This is a genomic window from Noviherbaspirillum pedocola (assembly GCF_016632335.1).
Classification (GTDB): Bacteria; Pseudomonadota; Gammaproteobacteria; order Burkholderiales; family Burkholderiaceae_D; genus Noviherbaspirillum_A; species Noviherbaspirillum_A pedocola.
The window spans coordinates 1-17349 of sequence record NZ_JAEPBG010000017.1; the positions used below are offsets into that span (position 1 = coordinate 1).

The following is a 17349-nucleotide window of genomic DNA, read 5'->3' on the forward strand; positions in this document are numbered from 1 at the left end:
AAGCCCGCACGCGCACCGCCCTCGACGAGGCGCTCAAACAAGCTATTGACCACATTACCGAGTCCGATGCCAAAAGCTGGTTCCAGCTCTGCGGTTATACCCTACATTAATTCGACAACCGCGCTAGAGGAATCCGATCGAAATCCAGGGCACCGCCGCGATCAGCACCAGCGCGACGAAGAGCGCCGCCAGATACGGCCAGATGTGGCGCATCGCATGATCCGGATTCACCCGGCCGATGGCGCAGGCGGCATAGAAGCCGACGCCGAAGGGCGGGGCGAACAGACCCAGGCCCATGGCGAAGATCACCACCATCGCGTAATGCACCTCATGCACGCCGATGGCGCGCGCGATCGGGAACAGCAGCGGGCCGAACAGCACGATCGCCGGGATGCCTTCCAGCACGCTGCCCAGCACGATGAAGGCCAGCACCGATACCGCCAGAAAGCCCGCGCGTCCGCCTGGCATGGCCGACATGGCTGACGCGAGCTGATGCGAAAAGCCGGAACGCGTCAGCGCCCACGCCATCGCGGTGGCGCAGCCGATGATCAACAGAATCGCACCGGACAGCGCCGCGGTTTCCACCAGCATCGGATAAATCCGCTTCCAGTCGAAACGGCGATAAATGAACAGGCCCACCAGCACCGTGTAGACAATGCCCACAGTCGAGACTTCCGTGGCGGTGGCCACGCCTTCGACCACCACCGCGCGGATCACGAAGGGCAGGGCCAGCGCCGGCAGCGCGATGAGGAAGGAACGCACGATCTGGCCGCCGCTGGCCCGCGCCACGCCGTCGAGATTTTCGCCGCGGTTATGGAAAAACACGACCACTGCCAGCGCCGCCGCGCCGACCAGCGCCGGCAGCAGGCCGCCGGTAAACAGCGCCGCAATCGACACGCCCGTGACCGAGCCGATCGTGATCAGCACCAGGCTCGGCGGTATGGTTTCCGACATCGCGCCCGAGGCGGACAAGAGAGCGATCAGCCGGCCTTCATCGGCGCCGCGCCGCTTCATTTCCGGGAACAGCGCCGGCGCCACCGCGGCCATGTCCGCCGCTTTCGAGCCCGAGATGCCCGACACCAGGTACATCGCGCCCAAGAGCACATAGGCCAGGCCGCCGCGCACATGGCCCAGGAGCGCGGCGAGGAAATCGACCATGGCCTTGGCCACGCCGGTCATTTCGATCAACAGGCCGAGGAAGACGAACAGCGGCACCGACAGCAGCACCAGGCCGGACATGCCTTCATCCATGCGGCCGACGACCACGGTCAGCGGCGTATTGGTAGTCAGCGCCAGGTAGGCCAGCGTAGCCACGCCGAAAGCGAACGCGATCGGCACCGCGCAGGCCACGCTGATCGCCACCAAACCAACGAAAAAGATCAGGAGATTGATGTTGCCAAGCTTGAAGAACACCGGCCGCGCCAGCCACAGCCCGGCGATGAGGACGGCAAACAGCGCCAGCATGGCAATCAGTTCGCCCGGCTTGCTGCGCTCGGCCAGCCGCAGCAGCGTGATCGCGATCATCAGCGCCGCGCCGGTGGCAATGGCCAGCACCCGATAACCATCCTGGATTTCCAGCGCCGGCGTGGTGATCATTAGCTGGTCCTGGAAGTACTCGATGGCCGGCATGATGATCATCAGCAGGAAGACCGCCACCACCAGTTCCGCGCCGAGCGCCACCACCCGCCGCGCGCGCGGCGGCAGGCGCTGCGCCAGCGTGGTCAGGCGCATGTGCTCGCCGCGGCGCAAGGCCACCACCGCGCCGAGCATCGCCAGCCACAGGAACAGGATGGAGGCGAGTTCATCGGACCAGGTCAGCGGCGCATTGAACACATAGCGCGAAATCACGCCGGCGAGCAGCACGATGATTTCGACGGCGACCAGAAGCGCCGCCGGCACTTCGGTGATCCAGGCGATGGCGCGATCCGCGAGCGCGAAGAACGGGCGGCGCGCCGCCATGCCGAAGCCGGCATGGTCGGTGGTGGTGGCTTGCATCGGTTTTTCCTGCGAGGTTAAGTGCTCAGCCGAGCTTGCCGGTGTATTTCTCCAGCAGCGCCCAGGCTTCCGGACCGTACTTCTTCTGCCATTCGCTATAGAAGCCGGCCTTCTTCAGCGTGGCGCGGAACGCTTCCTTGTCGACGTTGTTGAAGACCATGCCCTTGCCCTTCAATTCCACTTCGACCGAGTTGTTCAGGCGGCGCACGTCGTCGCGCTGGGCCAGGCCGGCGGCATTGATGTGCTTGGCAACGATGGTCTGCAGATCCTTCGGCAGCTTGTTCCACATCTTGCCGTTGGCCAGGAACCAGAAGCCGTCCCACATGTGGCTGGTCAGCGAGCAGTACTTCTGCACTTCATACAGCTTGGCGGTCTGCACGATGGCCAGCGGGTTTTCCTGGCCTTCGACGATCTTGGTCTGCAGCGCCGAATAGACTTCGGCGAAGTTGATGCTGGCGGGAGCAGCGTCCAGCGACTTGAACAAGGAGGTCCACAGCGGGCTGACCGGCACGCGGATCTTGAAGCCTTTCAGGTCGGCCGGCGTGGCGATCGGCTTGGTGGAGCTGGTGATCTGGCGGAAGCCGTTATCCCAGATTTTCTCGAACGGATGCAGGCCGGCCTTCTGGATGGCGCCGCGCACATGGGCGCCGAGCTCGCCGTCCATCGCCGCCCAGACCTGCTGGTCATCCTTGAAGGCGAAGCCGATGCCGTTGATGGATGCCACCGGCACCAGCGTGGACAGGATCAGGCCGGACAGGGTCATGAAGTCGATCGCGCCCGAGCGCACCTGCGACAGCATGTCGGTGTCGGAGCCGAGCTGGTTGTTCGGATGAACCTGGATATCGACCCGGCCATTGGTTTCCTTGCGGATCGCATCGGCGGCGGCATTGGCGCGCACGTTCAGCGGGTGGATGGCCGGCAGGTTGCTGCCGAAGCGCAGCGTGTATTCGGCGGTTTGCGCGAAGGCGGGTTTGGCGGCGATGGCGGCGCCCAGGCTGAGCGCGCCAGCTTGCGCAAGGAATTTGCGCCGATTGAGGTCGGACATGGAGTCTCCTGTGTGGATGGAAAACCGGGCGAACCTGTGAGGCCGTCGGTGCGTCGGTGCATTGGGGCGCCGGCGGCCGGTTCGCGTCATTCTTTTTAACAGTGACGGCTTTCGGGTCATGTTCGTTGAACGCTCATTAGTCCGAAAGTCGACTGTTGTTGCGGCGGCCATTATAGACGCTGCAGGGTAGGGCAGGCACTTCCGCAGAGCAAGCACACGCTGGGAAGGAGGGTCGGCGTAGAGCCTGCGCAGAAATCCGCGGCGTCACATTCATCCTTGCGCGGAAACCCGTACCCGGGGCGGCTGCACGTTGCAAGAAAGGAAAACGTCACAACAAATGTGCGTTAAGTGATACATGCACGTCCGTTCTTATTTCCATGCGGAAAAATATCGCGTAGGCTTGCTCATTTCCGAATTTCACCACGCCACGATGCCTTCGCATGCATGACTAGCCCTGGCCCAATCCCGATCACGCCGCGCGGCTTTACCCTGATGGAAATGCTGGTAACGCTGAGCATCGCGGCCACTCTAGCCGCGGTGGCGGTGCCGAGTTTTTCCACCTGGTTGATCCGTTCGCGCGTGGACAGCCAGGCGGGCAGCCTGTTGTCCGGGATGCGCCTGGCACGCAGCGAGGCGGCGTCGCGCGGCGCGTGGGTGGTGCTGTGTCCGACCACCGACCATGGCGCGAGCTGTTCCACGTCCGGCGCGAACTGGTCGCGCGGCTGGATGGTATTCGTCGATGTCGACCGCAGCGGCAGCCGGCAGGCGGGCAGCGAAGCGCTGCTGCAGCTCGCCGATGGCATTTCCGGCAATCTCAGCGCGACCGTGGCCGGCTTCACCGATGCCGTGATCACCTTCAGTCCTTATGGCGGGCTGCTGCAGGGCGGCGCTCCGGCTGCCGGCGGCAGCATCAGGCTGTGCGCCGGGTCCGGCACGAGCGGGCGCCAGGTGCGGGTCGATGCCAGCGGCCGACCTTCGTCGATGAAGGTCACCTGCCCATGATTCGCCCTTCCTCCCGCCGCCATCAGGCGCGGCGACCAGCGCGCGGCTACACCCTGATCGAAACCATGGTCGCGCTGCTGCTGCTGTCGGTCGGCCTGTTCGGCATGCTGAATCTGACCAGCAAGGGACTGCGCCTGACAGGTTCCGCCAACTACCGCTCTGTAGCTGCGCAGCAGGCGCAGGCCATGGCCGAGGTGTTGCGCGCCAATCCCTCGGCGCTGGGTGTCACCGGCACCGATGCGAGCTTCGCCGCGCCGACGGCTGCCGCGGCCAACGCCTGCCTCGGTTCGAGCGGCTGCGCGCGCAATGACTACGTCGGCAATGCCGTGGCGATGTGGCAAAGCGCGGTGGCCGCGGCGCTGCCGCGCGGCGCAGGCACCGTGTGCCGCGACGACGCGGCCGCGACCAATGCGCCTGCCGTATCCGGCGCCACGATCAACTGGAATTGCAGCGGCGCCGGGCAGTTCGTCGTCAAGGTGTGCTGGGACGATGCGCGCACGCCGACGCCTGGCGGCGCTACGGCCGCCGCTGGCTTCGCCGCCGGCGGCAGCGGCATGCTCTGCACCTGGACCGGACTATGAAGCGCCATCCGCATGCCGCCGAAGCTGGCCTCACCCTGATCGAGATGATGGTGGCGCTGACGATCTCGCTGGTGCTGGCCGCGGCCACCGCGCGGGTTTATCTCGGCGCGATGGCGGTCAAGAGCACGCAGGACGATGCCACGGGCTTGTCCGAGACCGCGCGCTTTGCGTCCGACCTGGTCGGCCGCGAATTGCGCAAGGCCGGCTTTCGCAATACCTGGCAGATCGGCAGCGGCGCGGTCGCGGAATTCTGTCCGAGCGGTCCCAATCCGCTGGCGCCCATCCAGGGCAGCAACGACCGCGTGAGCATCAATCCGGCCAGCGCCGACTTTTCCGGCGGCACCCAGACCGCGATCGCCAACGCCAGCGATGTGCTGCGGGTGCGCTACTACGGCGAAGCGGCGAACGCGACCGTGGCGCTGGCCGACTGCCACGGCTATCCGGTCGCGGCCAATACGCTGGTCGAGGACACGCTGTACGTGGCTGCCGATCCGGCCAACAACAATGAGCCGACGCTGTGGTGCTACACCAGCAATCCGGCGCCGGCAACGGCCAGTCATCCGGGCGCGCTGCCGCTGGTGGCTGGCGTGGAAAGCCTGCAATTGCTGTTCGGGGAGGACAGCGACAGCGACGGCATCGTCAATCGCTATGTGCCCTGGCAGCTGGTGGCGCAGGCGCACAAGGTGGCGGCGGTGAAGGTGTCGCTGGTGGCGCGCAGCCCGAACCCGGTGGCGCTGGGTCCGGGAACGACCACGTTCGCGCATTTCGGCGGCACCAGCGCCGCGCCGGCTTATCCGGCGACGATGGTGCTGGCCAACAATGACGCCGGCGCGCAGTTCACTGCGCCGGCGGACAGCCGTTTGCGCAAGCTGTTCAACACCGAGATCGCGGTGCGCAATTTCGGCTACTGCGGACAATGAAGCGATGAAGCCAGTGACGACGATCCGCAAGCTTTCCGGCGTGACGCAGCGCGGCGTAGCGCTCATCACGGCGCTGGTCTTCCTGCTGGTGCTGACGATGGTCGGCCTGTCGCTGGCGAATTCGACGATGTCCGAGGAAAAGGTGTCGCGCAATGCCCGCGATCTCGATATCGCCTTTGCCGCGGCCGAAGCAGCGCTGCGCGACGCGGAGCTGCAGATCACCGGCGCCTGGCAGTGGCCGTACAAGCCGGTCGACCCGCTGGACTTCACGCTGTCCTGCACCAATGGCCTGTGCGATGCCACGTCGGCGCAGCAGCAGACCTTTCAACCGGTCGATGCGCTCGACTTCTACGGCAGCGGCACGGGCGCTGCCAGCATCGTCATCGGCGCCGTAACCGGTTCGCCGCAGATTTCCGGCGTGCGCAGCGCCTGGCAGCCGCGCTACATGATCGAGATGGTCTGCACCACGTTCGGCTCGCTCACGGGCGGCAGCTGCAACAAGGCGTTCCGCATCACCGCCCAGGGTCGCGGCCGCCTGCCCAACAGCCGCGTCGTGCTGCAGGAAGTCTATCGGCCGCTCGACATCAAGAAATGAAGAGGCATTCATCGCGATGACACGATTTTTCCATGCGCTCATCCCTGCGCTGTTCCTGCTGCTGCCGCAACTGGCCTCGGCCGGCACGCTGGCCGACGTGCCGCTAAGCCTGAAGGGCGGCGTGCCACCGAACGTGATGTTCGCGCTGTCCACCGAATTCCCGACCGCGATCACCGCGGCCTACCAGGGCGCGAGCGATTACTCGGCGACGAACGAATACCTCGGCTATTTCGACCCGAACAAGTGCTACAGCTACAACACCTCGAGCGGTTACTTTTATCCGGTCGCCGCGGCCAACAACCATGCGTGCAGCACCTGGAGCGGCAACTTCCTGAACTGGGCCACGATGACCGGCCTGGATGAATTCCGCTATGCGATGACGGGCGGGCAGCGCGTCGTCGACAGCGCGTCGCTGACGGTGCTGGAGCGCACCTACCTGCCGAACCAGGGTTCGGCTTCATCGAATTTCACGGACAAGACCTTCGTCGAAAACGGCACCACCACGCCGTATCCGGTGACGGGCTCGGCGCTGACGATACAGAACTGGAACCGCGGCGCGCAGATGCTGGTCACGCCCAACGGCACCGATGTGGCCAACTGCAACAATCCCACGCTTGCCAACGGCAGCTTCAGCTGCGGCAGCATCGTGCTGACCAGTTCCGGTACGACGGCGACCTGCACCGCCTGGAGCGGCAGCGGCACGAGTTCCTCGCCCTACCTCTGCACCGCGTTCAGCTATGCGGGCGGCATCACCGCTTCCTCGGCATCGCAAAGAAGCGTGTCCAGCGCGAGCAGCGGCAGCAGCTCCTCGTCAACCACGGTGACCTGCGCGAACCCGAGCTTTGCCAGTTCGCCGTTCTTCTGCGACCTGACGATGTCCGGCGGCGCCACCGGCACCTGCAACACCTGGAGCGGCAGCGGCACCTCGGCTTCGCCCTATCTCTGCTCGAGCTTCAACACCTTCTCCAGCGGCAGCGCCAGCTACACCTTCGCGCCCACGGGCAGCGGCAACAGCACGAGCAGCTTCACCACGACCACGCAGGGCGGCCAGGTTTCGGAAAACGTCAGCTGCAGCGCGGTGTCGGGCAGCACCGCAATCAATTGCCCGATGAGCAATGGCGATGTCGCGACCTGTACTTCGTTCAAGGCCGACAACAAGGGCGTCTACTACTGCAACAGCAGCTTTGGATTCACCACCGGCGGCGCGACCAGCACGAACGAAACCTATGTCAGCAACAGCGTCAGGAACAGCAGCACCGCGAGTACCTCGATCGGCGGCGGCAAGTACACCTACTACACCCAGTACACGCTGACCTACAAGTCGAACACGACGCAGGCCAGCTATTACATCTCGAGCTATCCGGGCACCACCAGCAGCAGCGGCGTGTATTACTACGTCTCGTCGTACAGCGTCGCCTTCGGCAGCAGCCAGACCTACAACGTGCGGGTGCAGGTGTGCGATCCGACCGTTTCGCTGGAATCCAATTGCAAGCAGTACGGCAGCAGCTACAAGCCGACCGGCACCATCCAGCAGAACGGCGACATCATGCGTTTCGGCGTGACCTCGTATTTCCAGGCCAACGACATCGACAACGCGGTGCTGCGCTCCAAGGCCAAGTACGTCGCGCCGACGATGTATTCCTCGGCGGGGCAGACAGTGGCCAATCCGAACGCGGAATGGGCGGCGGGCGACGGCACGCTGTATGCCAATCCGGACGCCGGCGACAGCGCGACCGTGAACTCATTCATCGGCAGCACCAGCAATACCGGCGTGATCAATTACATCAACAAGTTCGGCAGCGTGTCGAAGTCGTACAAGACCTATGACGATTTGCGACACGATGTCGCTTGAAAGGAGTGATCTCATATAGATCCAGAACAATGCTCAGTTCTGTCACCACCCTCGCGTGCGCGACCAGTAATGGACGGGTACGAAGCCGAGGGGAAACGCCCAAGGGGAGACCGAACCATCCGGTCGAGCCGGGCAAGGTGAAGGTCGGACGGGTGACGCGAGGAACCCTTGTCTGAAGCGTCGTTAAGGTTGGTCGTCGAAACGATGGATGTCACGGCGATATTGGATCATTGTGCCCTGAGACGGTCGTTATCTCGGGGGAGAGCATCACGATCCCGGCGTACAGAGGGCACCCACCCCGACCGTATCTCCGTCATGCGGAACGTGGAACTCCGATGGGGTCTGCGAGGCAACTCGTAGTAGGCCGACCGTAAGGAAGGCTCAATTCCTCAGCGGATGTAGGAGGATTCGAGAAGCGAAGGCCGGCAGCCGAAAGGCAAAGGGAATACATAACCTGCCGGATAAGGCCATGTTGAAAGGCATGGAAATACCTGACCCGAAAGGGTGCTGACGCGAATCTGGTGGATCATCCGAAGGGTGATGTGTGGATTGCTAGCTGAGGTGAAAGTTGGATGCAGGCAACTGCAAACGGAACCGAAGAACGCACTGACTGGAACGCGACCAATTGGGCGCGGGCCGAACAGAGCGTGCGCAATCTGCGACAACGTATCTTCCGGGCATCCCAGCAGGGAGACCACCGCAAGGCGGCTTCTCTGCAAAAGCTAATGCTCCGTAGTCACTCGAACGCACTGGTCTCGGTGCGCAGGGTGACGCAGGTCAACGCCGGGAAGAACACCCCCGGTGTCGATAAAGTGCTGGTAAAAACACCGGAAGAACGCGCTCGATTGGTGTCCCTTTTGGGGCAATATCAACCGTGGCGAGTGAAACCGGCAAGACGTGTTTACATACCAAAAGCCAATGGGAAGATGCGCCCGTTAGGCATCCCGACCATGATCGACCGCGCAATGCAGGCGGTAATGAAAAACGCGCTGGAACCTTACTGGGAAGCGCAGTTTGAAATATCCAGTTATGGCTTCAGACCGGGACGGGGCTGCCACGATGCCATCGCCAGAATCTACAATATTGCACGACCCAATAAGCGCAAGAAGTGGGTGCTGGATGCTGATATCGAAGGCGCATTTGACAATATCGGACACGAGGCTCTGCTTAAGGCCCTCGGCCCAGCTCCCGGTAGGGAACTGATCCGGCAATGGCTGAAAGCAGGCTACGTGGAAGTGGGCGAGCTTCACGCGACCGAGGCAGGAACACCGCAAGGTGGCGTGATTAGCCCACTGTTGGCAAACATCGTGTTTCACGGGATGGAAAAAGCTCTTGGCGTCAGATACAAGACCCAAGGGGAACTCGTGGGACCGCGTGCATTGGTGAGATATGCAGACGACTTCGTGGTGTTTTGCGAGTCGGAAAGCGACGCCCAAGCGGCAAAGGCTGAAATCTCGGCATGGTTCGCAGAACGAGGGTTGCGACTATCCCCGTCAAAAACTCGGATAGTCCATCTTACGGACGGCTTCGACTTCCTTGGTTATAACATTCGCCATTACCGAGCGGAGAAAACCAGCCGTTCGGGCTGGAAGCTGCTAATCAAACCAAGTCGCAAGTCGCAGGAAGCGATTCGGAAAAAACTGCGGGACGAATGGCGCTCCCTCAAGGGGCACAACGTATCGCAGGTGCTTATACGTCTCAATCCGATCATTCGGGGTTGGGCGAATTACTTCCGAATTGGGGTCTCCAAGCACGTTTTCTATACCTTGGATGCCTTCATGTTCCGGCGCTGCGTCAGGTATGTAAAACACCGCCACCCGAATAAATCCTTTAAATGGTGCCGCGAGAAATACTGGGGGAAACTCCGCCGCGGCAGAGATAACCATTGGGTATTCGGGGACAAGCGGACAAACGCGCATCTCCTGATGTTCGGTTGGACGCCTATCGTCAGGCATGTCCTTATTCAGGGGCGTGCCTCGCCTGACGACCCATCCCTTCAAGAATATTGGTCGGAGCGAAGGAAGGTGAAAATTGCCGACTTGCCGCCACGGCAAAGGGATTTGGCCAAGAAACAGAAAGGGTTGTGTCCGGTCTGCCGAACCCCGCTTGTTAATGGCGAGGAACTGCACGAACACCACCAAGTCTGGCGAAGCCGGGGCGGCGGGAACGAGCGGGAAAACATACGTCTACTGCACTTGTACTGTCATCAGCAAATCCATGGAGCAAAGGCACGGGATGCATAGTGATCCGCTTGAGCCGTGTGCGTCGAAAGGCGCACGCACGGTTCTGAGGGGGCGGGAACCAGCGATGGTTCCCCGCTACCCGGCGTCGGCAAGCTGTACTACGAGACGCTGAAGTATCTGCGCGGCGGCAAGAACCCGACCGCGGACTTCTACAAGGGCGCGAAGGCTTCCAACAGCGACGGCTTCCCGGTGATCACGAACTGGGACGACCCGGTCCAGTATTCCTGCCAGAAGAACTACATCATCACCATCGGCGACGTCCACACCTGGTGCGACAAGCGCCTGCCGGGCGACACGCATGGGTCCGTGGGCAATTCGGTCTGCAATGCCTACACCGATGCCAACGGCAACGCGCATGCGGCCGACTACGGTTCGCTGGCCGGCGACAGCGGCGTGAACGTGTCCGCCGCGATGTCCACGGTCGGCACGCTCGAAGGCATGTCGGGCCTGCCGACGGCCAACACCGGCGCCGGCGGCGCGGGCTTCGGCATGGCGGGTTTGTCCTGGTGGGCGGCGAGCAAGGATTTCCGGCCCGATCTGGCCGGCACCCAGCATGTGCAGAGCTACGTGATCGACGTGCAGGAAGCGCGCGACTGCGGCTACCAGAGCCAGTTCTGGCTCACCGCCAAATATGGCATTCCCGACTCCTACGACGCCGCCGGCCAATGGCTGACCACGGCCAATCCGGCGATGAGCAGCATCACGCTGCCCGCGGGAAATTGCGCCTCGAACCCGCCGCCGGGCTACAGCGCCACCGGCTCCACCGTGTCCTGGCCAAAGAACCTGCTGCGCGCCGGCGATCCGCAATCGATGATCAGCTCGGTGCGCAGCGCGATTTCCACCATCGCCGCGCAGATCGGCGACGAAGCGGCGCTGGCGCAATCCTCGGGCACGCTCGACACCGGCACCGGCGCCTACATCTACCGCGCCACCTACAACTCCGGCGGCTGGCAGGGCGATGTGCAGGCGCTGGCGATCGACATCGCGGGCAACATTGCGGCCGCGCCGGCGTGGAAGGCGTCGGCCAAACTGCCGGCCTTCGGCGCGCGCAAGGTGTTCAGCTTCAACGATGGCCTGGCCGCCGACGGCAGCGCGGAAAGCACCGCGAATGCGCGCACCGGCGTGGCCTTCGACGCCGCGCATTTCGGCAGCCTGTCTTCGCGCCAGCAGGCGCTCCTGAATGCAGACCCGTTCGGCACGCCGGATACCCTCGGCGCGGACCGCATCAGCTGGATTCTTGGCGACCAGTCGAAGGAAGCTAACGCGGCGGGCACGACCACGGCCAATCCGAATCCGAACTACGGCTGGCGCTCGCGCGCACCGTCGGCAACCACCGGCGCGACGGATCTGCTCGGCGACGTGATCAATTCCAACCCGGTGTTCGTGGCGCAGCCATCAGCGCTGTCCGGCGTCGGCTACGCCGCATTCGCGCAGGCCAACCGCAACCGCCGTCCCGCGCTGTACGTCGGCGGCAATGACGGCATGCTGCATGCGTATGACGCGTCCTACACCGTCGATGCAAGCGGCGCGCCATCGCCCACCTCGACCAGCGGCGCCGAGCTGTTCGCCTATGTGCCCAGCCCGGTGTACCGGAATCTGCCGCAACTAATGTCGCCGAACTACAGCCACAAGTTCTTCGTCGACGGCAGCCCGACGGTGTCGGACGCCTGCTTCGGCAATGCTGCCGGCACCGCCTGCGATGCGCAGGCCTCGTGGAAGACGGTACTGGCCGGCGGCCTGAACGCGGGCGGGCAGGGCATCTATGCGCTGGATGTGACTGACCCGACTGCCTTCGGCACGAGCAAGGTGCTGTGGGAATTCACCGACCGCGACGATGCCGACCTCGGCTATACCTTCGGCAAGCCGGTCATCCGCCAGCTGAACAACAGGAAGTGGGCGGTGATCTTCGGCGGCGGCTACAACAATACCGCCGCCGACGGCAGCGCCAGCAGCAGCGGCCGCGCCTATGTCTACATCGCCTACATCGATGGTCCCGGCGCCGGCCGGCGCTGGACCCTGAATACCAACTACTTCAAGATCGCGCTGCCCGCCGCTGGCGAATCGGTCTCTACGCCGAACGGCGTGTCGGCACTTGCCGCCGTGGACCGCGATCAGAATGGCACAGTAGACATCCTCTACGCCGGCGATCGCTACGGCCAGCTGTGGAAGCTCGATTTGTCGTCGGCCACGCCGGGCAACTGGAAAGTCGACCTGGCGGCGAACAGCCAGCCAGCGCCGTTGTTCACCGCGAAGACCAGCGGCGGCGCGGTACAGCAGATCACCACCGGCATCGAAGTCGCCGCGCATCCGCAGGGCGGCTACATGGTGCTGTTCGGCACCGGCTCCTGGGTCGATGTGGCCGACCCGTTCGGGCCGTTCAACACCGAAAGCCTCTACGGCATCTGGGACCGCGACGATCATGCGACTACGGTCGCCCGTTCGCAGCTGCAGCCGCAGCAAATGTTGAGTTATGTGACGTCCGCCGGCGTGGCCTGCACCGCGGGCACGGATGGCTGCTACGGCGTGATGTCGAACTGCCAGCCGAACTATGCCGGCGTGGCCAAGACCACGGCCGCAACCGCGCTGTGTCCGTCGGCCCTGGTGGCGCCATCCAATACCGGGCAGCGGCAACTGGGCTGGGTATTCGATCTGCCGGGCAGCGGCGAGCGCACCCGCTCCAGCGCGCCGACGCTTTCCACCTCCGGCGGCGTGGTGAGTTTCACCACGCTCATGCCCGCCACCGATCCCTGCACCGGCAACACCATCGGCATCGAATACAACCTGGCTACGCTGTATGGCGGCGCGCCGAGCAGCCCGGTGTATGTGTTCCCGAACAATGCGACCGGCTTTATCGCCACCGGCACGGTGCCGAATTCCGGCACGCAGGCGGTGAACGTGGTGGTGTCGTCGCGGACCATCGCCGGCGGCGCGACTGACAATGGCGCCACATTCAATGCCAGCGCGGCCGGGCAGGCGATCGTCAGCGGACAGACCGCCGCAACGCGCCAGGTCTGCGGCGGCACCTCGGGCATTGCCTGCGACAGCAGCTTCATTCCGGGTTGGGGGTTCGTGCGCAATCTGCAAGGGCCGACCGCGAGCGCCGCGCTGTACGGGCTGACCTGCTTTCCGGCCGCGGTTGGCGACTCCACGCCGGTCTGCGTGGCCAAGACCAACCCGGGCCGCTTCGGCCGCCTCGACTGGCGCCAGATCAATCGATGAAGGACGACCTCATGCATTTCCCCATCCGCCATCGCCGCGCCGCGCGCGGCTTCACCCTGATCGAATTGATGATCGCGGTTGTCATCGTCGGCATCCTCGCGGCCGTGGCGTGGCCGAGTTACCGCAGCTATGTGCAGCGCGGCGAGCTCGCCGAAGCCAAGACCGCAATGCTCGACATCGCGCAGACGCAGGAACGCTACTACACCAACAACGGCAGCTATCTCGCCTATGCTGAAGCGCCGGCGGCGGCGCCGTCGGGCTGGACCAATTACACCGGCAGCAGCGCGTCGAACTTCAAGTACAAGATCAAGGTCGAGGCCGGCACCATCGATGGCAGCGTCACCACGATCACCGATGCCTACAAGATCACCGCCACGCCGAGCAATGCCAGCGCGCCCTGCGGCACGCTGCAGCTCGACAGCACCGGCGCGAAATCGCCAGCGACGGCTGCGTCGATCGGGGCCTGCTGGTAAGGGATCGCTTCCTTACTGCGTGGAGATCTGGAGCAGCATTTCGCTGTCCACCGGCTCGCCATCGATTTCCCCGGGCCGATAAGCCGCCCGGTAGAACTGCAGCACGATCTGGCCTTCGATCTCGCGCGGAAGCGTTGAGCGCAACACGTTCACGCCATTGACGATGCCATGCCTGTCGATGAACAGCCGCAGCAGGATGCTGCCCGGCTGCTGCATGTCCTCGGGCAGCTGCACCAGTTGCGGACCGTCGCCCTGCAGCTCGGGCTGGCGCGTGAGCGCATGCAGCGAGTGGGTGAAGGAGGGTGGCGCGGCGAGCTGTGCCGTGGCGGATTTCTCGGCGGGCGTGGGAGCTGGTATCGGATCCGTTCGGGAAACGGCGGCCGGTGCCGGCGTATCGGCACGATGCGATTCCGATTTTACCGGCGCAATCGGCGCTTTGGCGGCTGGCATGGCGGGCGCCGGCAAGGTCCTGATGCGGAGCACGCGCTCTTGCACGCGTTCGCCGCTCGCCGTGAAATGCGGCGCAAGCCATTGCAGCAGTTGCAGATGCAGCAGCAGCGCCAGCAGAAGCAGGCTGGCGTGCATCAATGCACGATCCGCTCGGGTTTCCGTGCGCTTGCCTGCGGTTTTCGAGACGGCGGATTTCATCCGTTGGGTTGGCGGGGGTGTCGGCCGCACAGGATAAAACACCGCATGTTGTCTTGTCTTTGGGAAACAGGAAACATTGCGCAAAAAATGATGCGCCGAGATGCCCGGGCAATTGTCCCGGGATGCACATTTCACGATACCGGTGTGATTCCGAGCACGATATCGAACCTGGCTGTCAGCTCTGCGGGCCGTTCGCGGCTCGGGAGAAACGGCACCAGCACGGAGGCACGCTGTTGCGCATCGTGGATGCCGCGCAGGATCGCGTCGCGTTCATTGAGCGGATGACCCTGCACGTACATCTGCGTGGTCAGCAATTCGCGGCCGCCACGCTGCAGCTTCACGTGGATATGCGGCGTGCGCCCGGGATACGGCACCGGCTTGATGGTGCGGAAACGGTAGGTGCCATCCAGACCGGTCTCGAAGCGGCCATAGCCCTGGAAGTTTGCATCCTTGTCAGCGCCGGGATCGGCGGTATGAAGGTAATGGCCGTTGTTGTCGACTTGCCAGATCTCGATGACCACGCCGCGCAGGGGCTTACCGTTCAGATCCGTGATGCGCCCGGTCAAATCGGTGATCTCACCCGCCGCCGGGAATGGATGGCCGGTAACCATGGTCAGATCGTTATCCTGGTCGAGCGGCAGCCGATCAGGGTAGAACGGTCCTTCGGTTTGTGGCGGCGTTGGCGCCCGGTTTTGCGCCAGCGCCGGTTGCGCCGCGCATGCCAGTGCGCCGAGCAGCATGCGCCGCCTGAGCGGGTTGATGTGATCGCGATCGAGTTTCATTGGAAGCTCCTTCCTGTCCGGGATCGGATAGTGTGCGACATTGCCGTCTCCAGGCTTGTCCGTTCATCAATCGGGGCGCTGAAGCCTCGCCGCTTGAGGTTGGAAACATCGAGTCAGCCGCATGCCACGCGCGTTCGACCAGCAACTTTGGCAGGAGCAAGCCCGCATATGAAACAGCCGATTCCCGCCTCCCGGCTCTCGAGGGATCAGACCCGTGCCGTGCTCCTGGCCGCGCTGCTCGGCGACTTCGGCCTGCATCACTTCTATCTCGGCGAGCCCTATCTGGGCATGCTGTACCTGCTGTTTTGCTGGACCGGCGTACCTGGCGTGCTTGCCTCGCTGGAAGCTTATCGTTACGGCTTCATGAGCGCTGACGCCTGGGCTGCACGTTACAACGGCGGCATACCGGGAAGACCGGTGCCACGCTGGCTGCCGATTGCACTGTTCGTTGTGCCACTGGTGGTGTTCGTCGCCATCCTCGCCGCAATTGGTGCGGGATACGACTTCTGAGCATTGCCGTGTGGCGGTGTCATGCCTTGCTGAGAATGTATTGGCAGGCAGGCGGCGGGAATCTCCCGGCCGATGCGCTTGCAAGCGCATCGGCGCTCGGCAGCGGCGAGCATGCTCGCCGCAACCCTGCCTCGCCCCGCGTCCCGCGGGTTTGATACGGCATCTGAAACACCAATAAAAAAGCCACCTTGCGGTGGCATTTTTATTGGTGGTGGAGGCGGCGGGAGTCTCCCGGCCGGTGCGCTTGCAAGCGCACCGGCGCTCGGCAGCGGCGAGCATGCTCGCCGCAACCCTGACTCGCCCCGCGTCCCGCGGGTTCGATACGGCATCTGAAACACCAATAAAAAAGCCACCTTGCGGTGGCATTTTTATTGGTGGTGGAGGCGGCGGGAATCGAACCCGCGTCCAGAAGTCCTCTACAGACAGTTCTACATACTTAGTGCAGCCATTTGGTTTTGACCCTGCCGACGCGGACGCACGCGCTTCGGCAAAGCGAGTCACCTATTTTTAACGTTGCGCCAAGTGACCCGACGTAACGCGATTCCCTGTGAGTGACTCCACTGCCGTTGCCGGCCCGCCCCAGGGACGAGGCGGTGTGGAGCTAGAAAGTTATTAAGTTTCTAGGTATTACGCTGCGAGAGCGTAAGCTTCATCGTTAGCATTTATTGCTATCTGGATGGTTTTACGAGGTAACCAGTCCTCGGTATGCCCTGCACTGCTTCGCAACCCCTGTCGAGACCAAGTCGCCCCCAAACAGAAACGCTATTGTACTGCAGAAGATAGGGCGATTGCCGGACGTTTCAAGAGCTTGTGAGCGAAAACAAGTCCATCAAATCCATAGGCGCGACGGCCACGGCGTCCGCGTTCCAATTGGTCGGGCCTTCATCGCCGCAATAGCCCCATCCTGCGGCGATCGTTGTCATGCCCGCTGCCTTGCCTGCCTGGATGTCACGAAGGTCGTCGCCGACATACCAGCAGTCCTGCGGTGCCAATGTCAGCCTTCTTGCCGCCTCCAGCAAGGGTGCAGGATGCGGTTTTGGATGTGGCGTGGTGTCACCACCAATGACGCAGTCAGCATCGGCAAGACCCAGCAACGGTACCAGCGGATGCGTGAAACGCATTGCCTTGTTTGTAACGATGCCCCAGGCCACGCTGGTTTGCCGCAAATAGGCCAGCAGTTCCGGAACGCCGGTGAACAAGCGACTGTGAACAGAAATTGCGGCCGCGTAATTGTCGAGAAACTCGATCCGCAATTCCTCATACTCATCGGCGCCGGGCTGCAATCCGAAGCCGGCGCCAATCAGGCCTCGTGCGCCGGCGGATGCATAGGGGCGAAGGTTCTCGTAAGGGGCCGGATCGAGCCCGCGGTCGGTGCGAAGCTTGTTGAGCGCTTGCGCGAGATCGGGCGCAGTATCAGCGAGCGTGCCATCCAGATCAAACAGAATAGCCCGCGGGCGGGGCAGAAGTGCATGCATGGGTTGAAA

14 protein-coding genes and 1 other RNA gene are annotated in these 17349 nt (G+C 63.4%); 9 read left to right on the top strand and 6 right to left on the bottom strand.

The window, feature by feature from the left end; genetic code table 11:
* Window positions 1-123 precede the first annotated feature (123 nt).
* Both JJB74_RS25905 and JJB74_RS25910 read right to left on the bottom strand, forming a co-directional pair.
* Window positions 124-1995: a TRAP transporter large permease gene (locus tag JJB74_RS25905; RefSeq protein WP_200596984.1), complete on the bottom strand. Its 1872-nt coding sequence runs from the start codon at window positions 1993-1995 to the stop codon at window positions 124-126.
* Window positions 1996-2020: 25 nt separating this feature from the next.
* Window positions 2021-3040, bottom strand: coding sequence for a TRAP transporter substrate-binding protein (locus JJB74_RS25910; RefSeq protein ID WP_200596986.1), 1020 nt, complete (start codon window positions 3038-3040; stop codon window positions 2021-2023).
* 444 nt (window positions 3041-3484) lie between these two features.
* On the opposite strand from JJB74_RS25910, the gene JJB74_RS25915 reads away from it, so the two are divergent.
* The 8 genes from JJB74_RS25915 (at window position 3485) to JJB74_RS25950 (ending at window position 13925) form a co-directional block, all read left to right on the top strand.
* The gene (locus tag JJB74_RS25915; RefSeq protein WP_200596988.1) at window positions 3485-4042 is read left to right on the top strand and encodes a GspH/FimT family pseudopilin; all 558 of its coding nucleotides are present in this window, start codon (window positions 3485-3487) and stop codon (window positions 4040-4042) included.
* Window positions 4039-4623 carry a type IV pilus modification protein PilV gene (pilV, locus tag JJB74_RS25920; RefSeq protein ID WP_200596990.1) on the top strand — a complete coding sequence of 195 codons (585 nt, stop codon included), beginning with the start codon at window positions 4039-4041 and terminating at the stop codon, window positions 4621-4623. Before JJB74_RS25915 ends, pilV begins: the two co-directional genes overlap by 4 nt.
* The gene (locus JJB74_RS25925; protein ID WP_200596992.1) at window positions 4620-5543 is read left to right on the top strand and encodes a PilW family protein; all 924 of its coding nucleotides are present in this window, start codon (window positions 4620-4622) and stop codon (window positions 5541-5543) included. Before pilV ends, JJB74_RS25925 begins: the two co-directional genes overlap by 4 nt.
* A 4-nt stretch (window positions 5544-5547) precedes the next feature.
* Window positions 5548-6138 carry a pilus assembly PilX family protein gene (locus JJB74_RS25930; protein WP_200596994.1) on the top strand — a complete coding sequence of 197 codons (591 nt, stop codon included), beginning with the start codon at window positions 5548-5550 and terminating at the stop codon, window positions 6136-6138.
* Window positions 6139-6154: 16 nt separating this feature from the next.
* Window positions 6155-7990: a hypothetical protein gene (locus JJB74_RS25935; RefSeq protein WP_200596996.1), complete on the top strand. Its 1836-nt coding sequence runs from the start codon at window positions 6155-6157 to the stop codon at window positions 7988-7990.
* Between the two features lie 572 nt (window positions 7991-8562).
* Complete coding sequence (gene ltrA / locus JJB74_RS25940) at window positions 8563-10233, top strand: group II intron reverse transcriptase/maturase (protein WP_200596998.1); 1671 nt, start codon at window positions 8563-8565, stop codon at window positions 10231-10233.
* A 15-nt stretch (window positions 10234-10248) separates the two neighbouring features.
* Window positions 10249-13452, top strand: a complete 3204-nt coding sequence (locus tag JJB74_RS25945; protein ID WP_200597000.1) for a pilus assembly protein — start codon at window positions 10249-10251, stop codon at window positions 13450-13452.
* An 11-nt stretch (window positions 13453-13463) separates the two neighbouring features.
* Window positions 13464-13925 (top strand): type IV pilin protein, encoded by a 462-nt coding sequence (locus tag JJB74_RS25950; RefSeq protein ID WP_200597002.1) that lies wholly within the window; start codon window positions 13464-13466, stop codon window positions 13923-13925.
* Between the two features lie 12 nt (window positions 13926-13937).
* On the opposite strand, the gene JJB74_RS25955 is transcribed toward JJB74_RS25950, so the two are convergent.
* Together JJB74_RS25955 and JJB74_RS25960 are read right to left on the bottom strand one after the other, a co-directional pair.
* Window positions 13938-14573 carry an energy transducer TonB gene (locus JJB74_RS25955; RefSeq protein ID WP_200597004.1) on the bottom strand — a complete coding sequence of 212 codons (636 nt, stop codon included), beginning with the start codon at window positions 14571-14573 and terminating at the stop codon, window positions 13938-13940.
* A gap of 131 nt (window positions 14574-14704) precedes the next feature.
* Window positions 14705-15355 (bottom strand): protocatechuate 3,4-dioxygenase, encoded by a 651-nt coding sequence (locus JJB74_RS25960; RefSeq protein ID WP_234484864.1) that lies wholly within the window; start codon window positions 15353-15355, stop codon window positions 14705-14707.
* A 168-nt stretch (window positions 15356-15523) separates the two neighbouring features.
* Between JJB74_RS25960 and JJB74_RS25965 the strand changes: the two genes are divergently transcribed.
* Entirely contained in the window at window positions 15524-15865 is a 342-nt protein-coding gene (locus JJB74_RS25965; protein ID WP_200597005.1) for a TM2 domain-containing protein, read from the top strand.
* Window positions 15866-16240: 375 nt separating this feature from the next.
* Here JJB74_RS25965 and ssrA read toward each other — a convergent pair.
* Window positions 16241-16616, bottom strand: a transfer-messenger RNA (tmRNA) gene (gene ssrA / locus JJB74_RS25970).
* A 49-nt stretch (window positions 16617-16665) separates the two neighbouring features.
* A complete protein-coding gene (locus JJB74_RS25975; protein ID WP_200597007.1) occupies window positions 16666-17340 on the bottom strand; it encodes an HAD family hydrolase in 675 nt (224 codons plus the stop codon).
* Window positions 17341-17349: the final 9 nt, after the last annotated feature.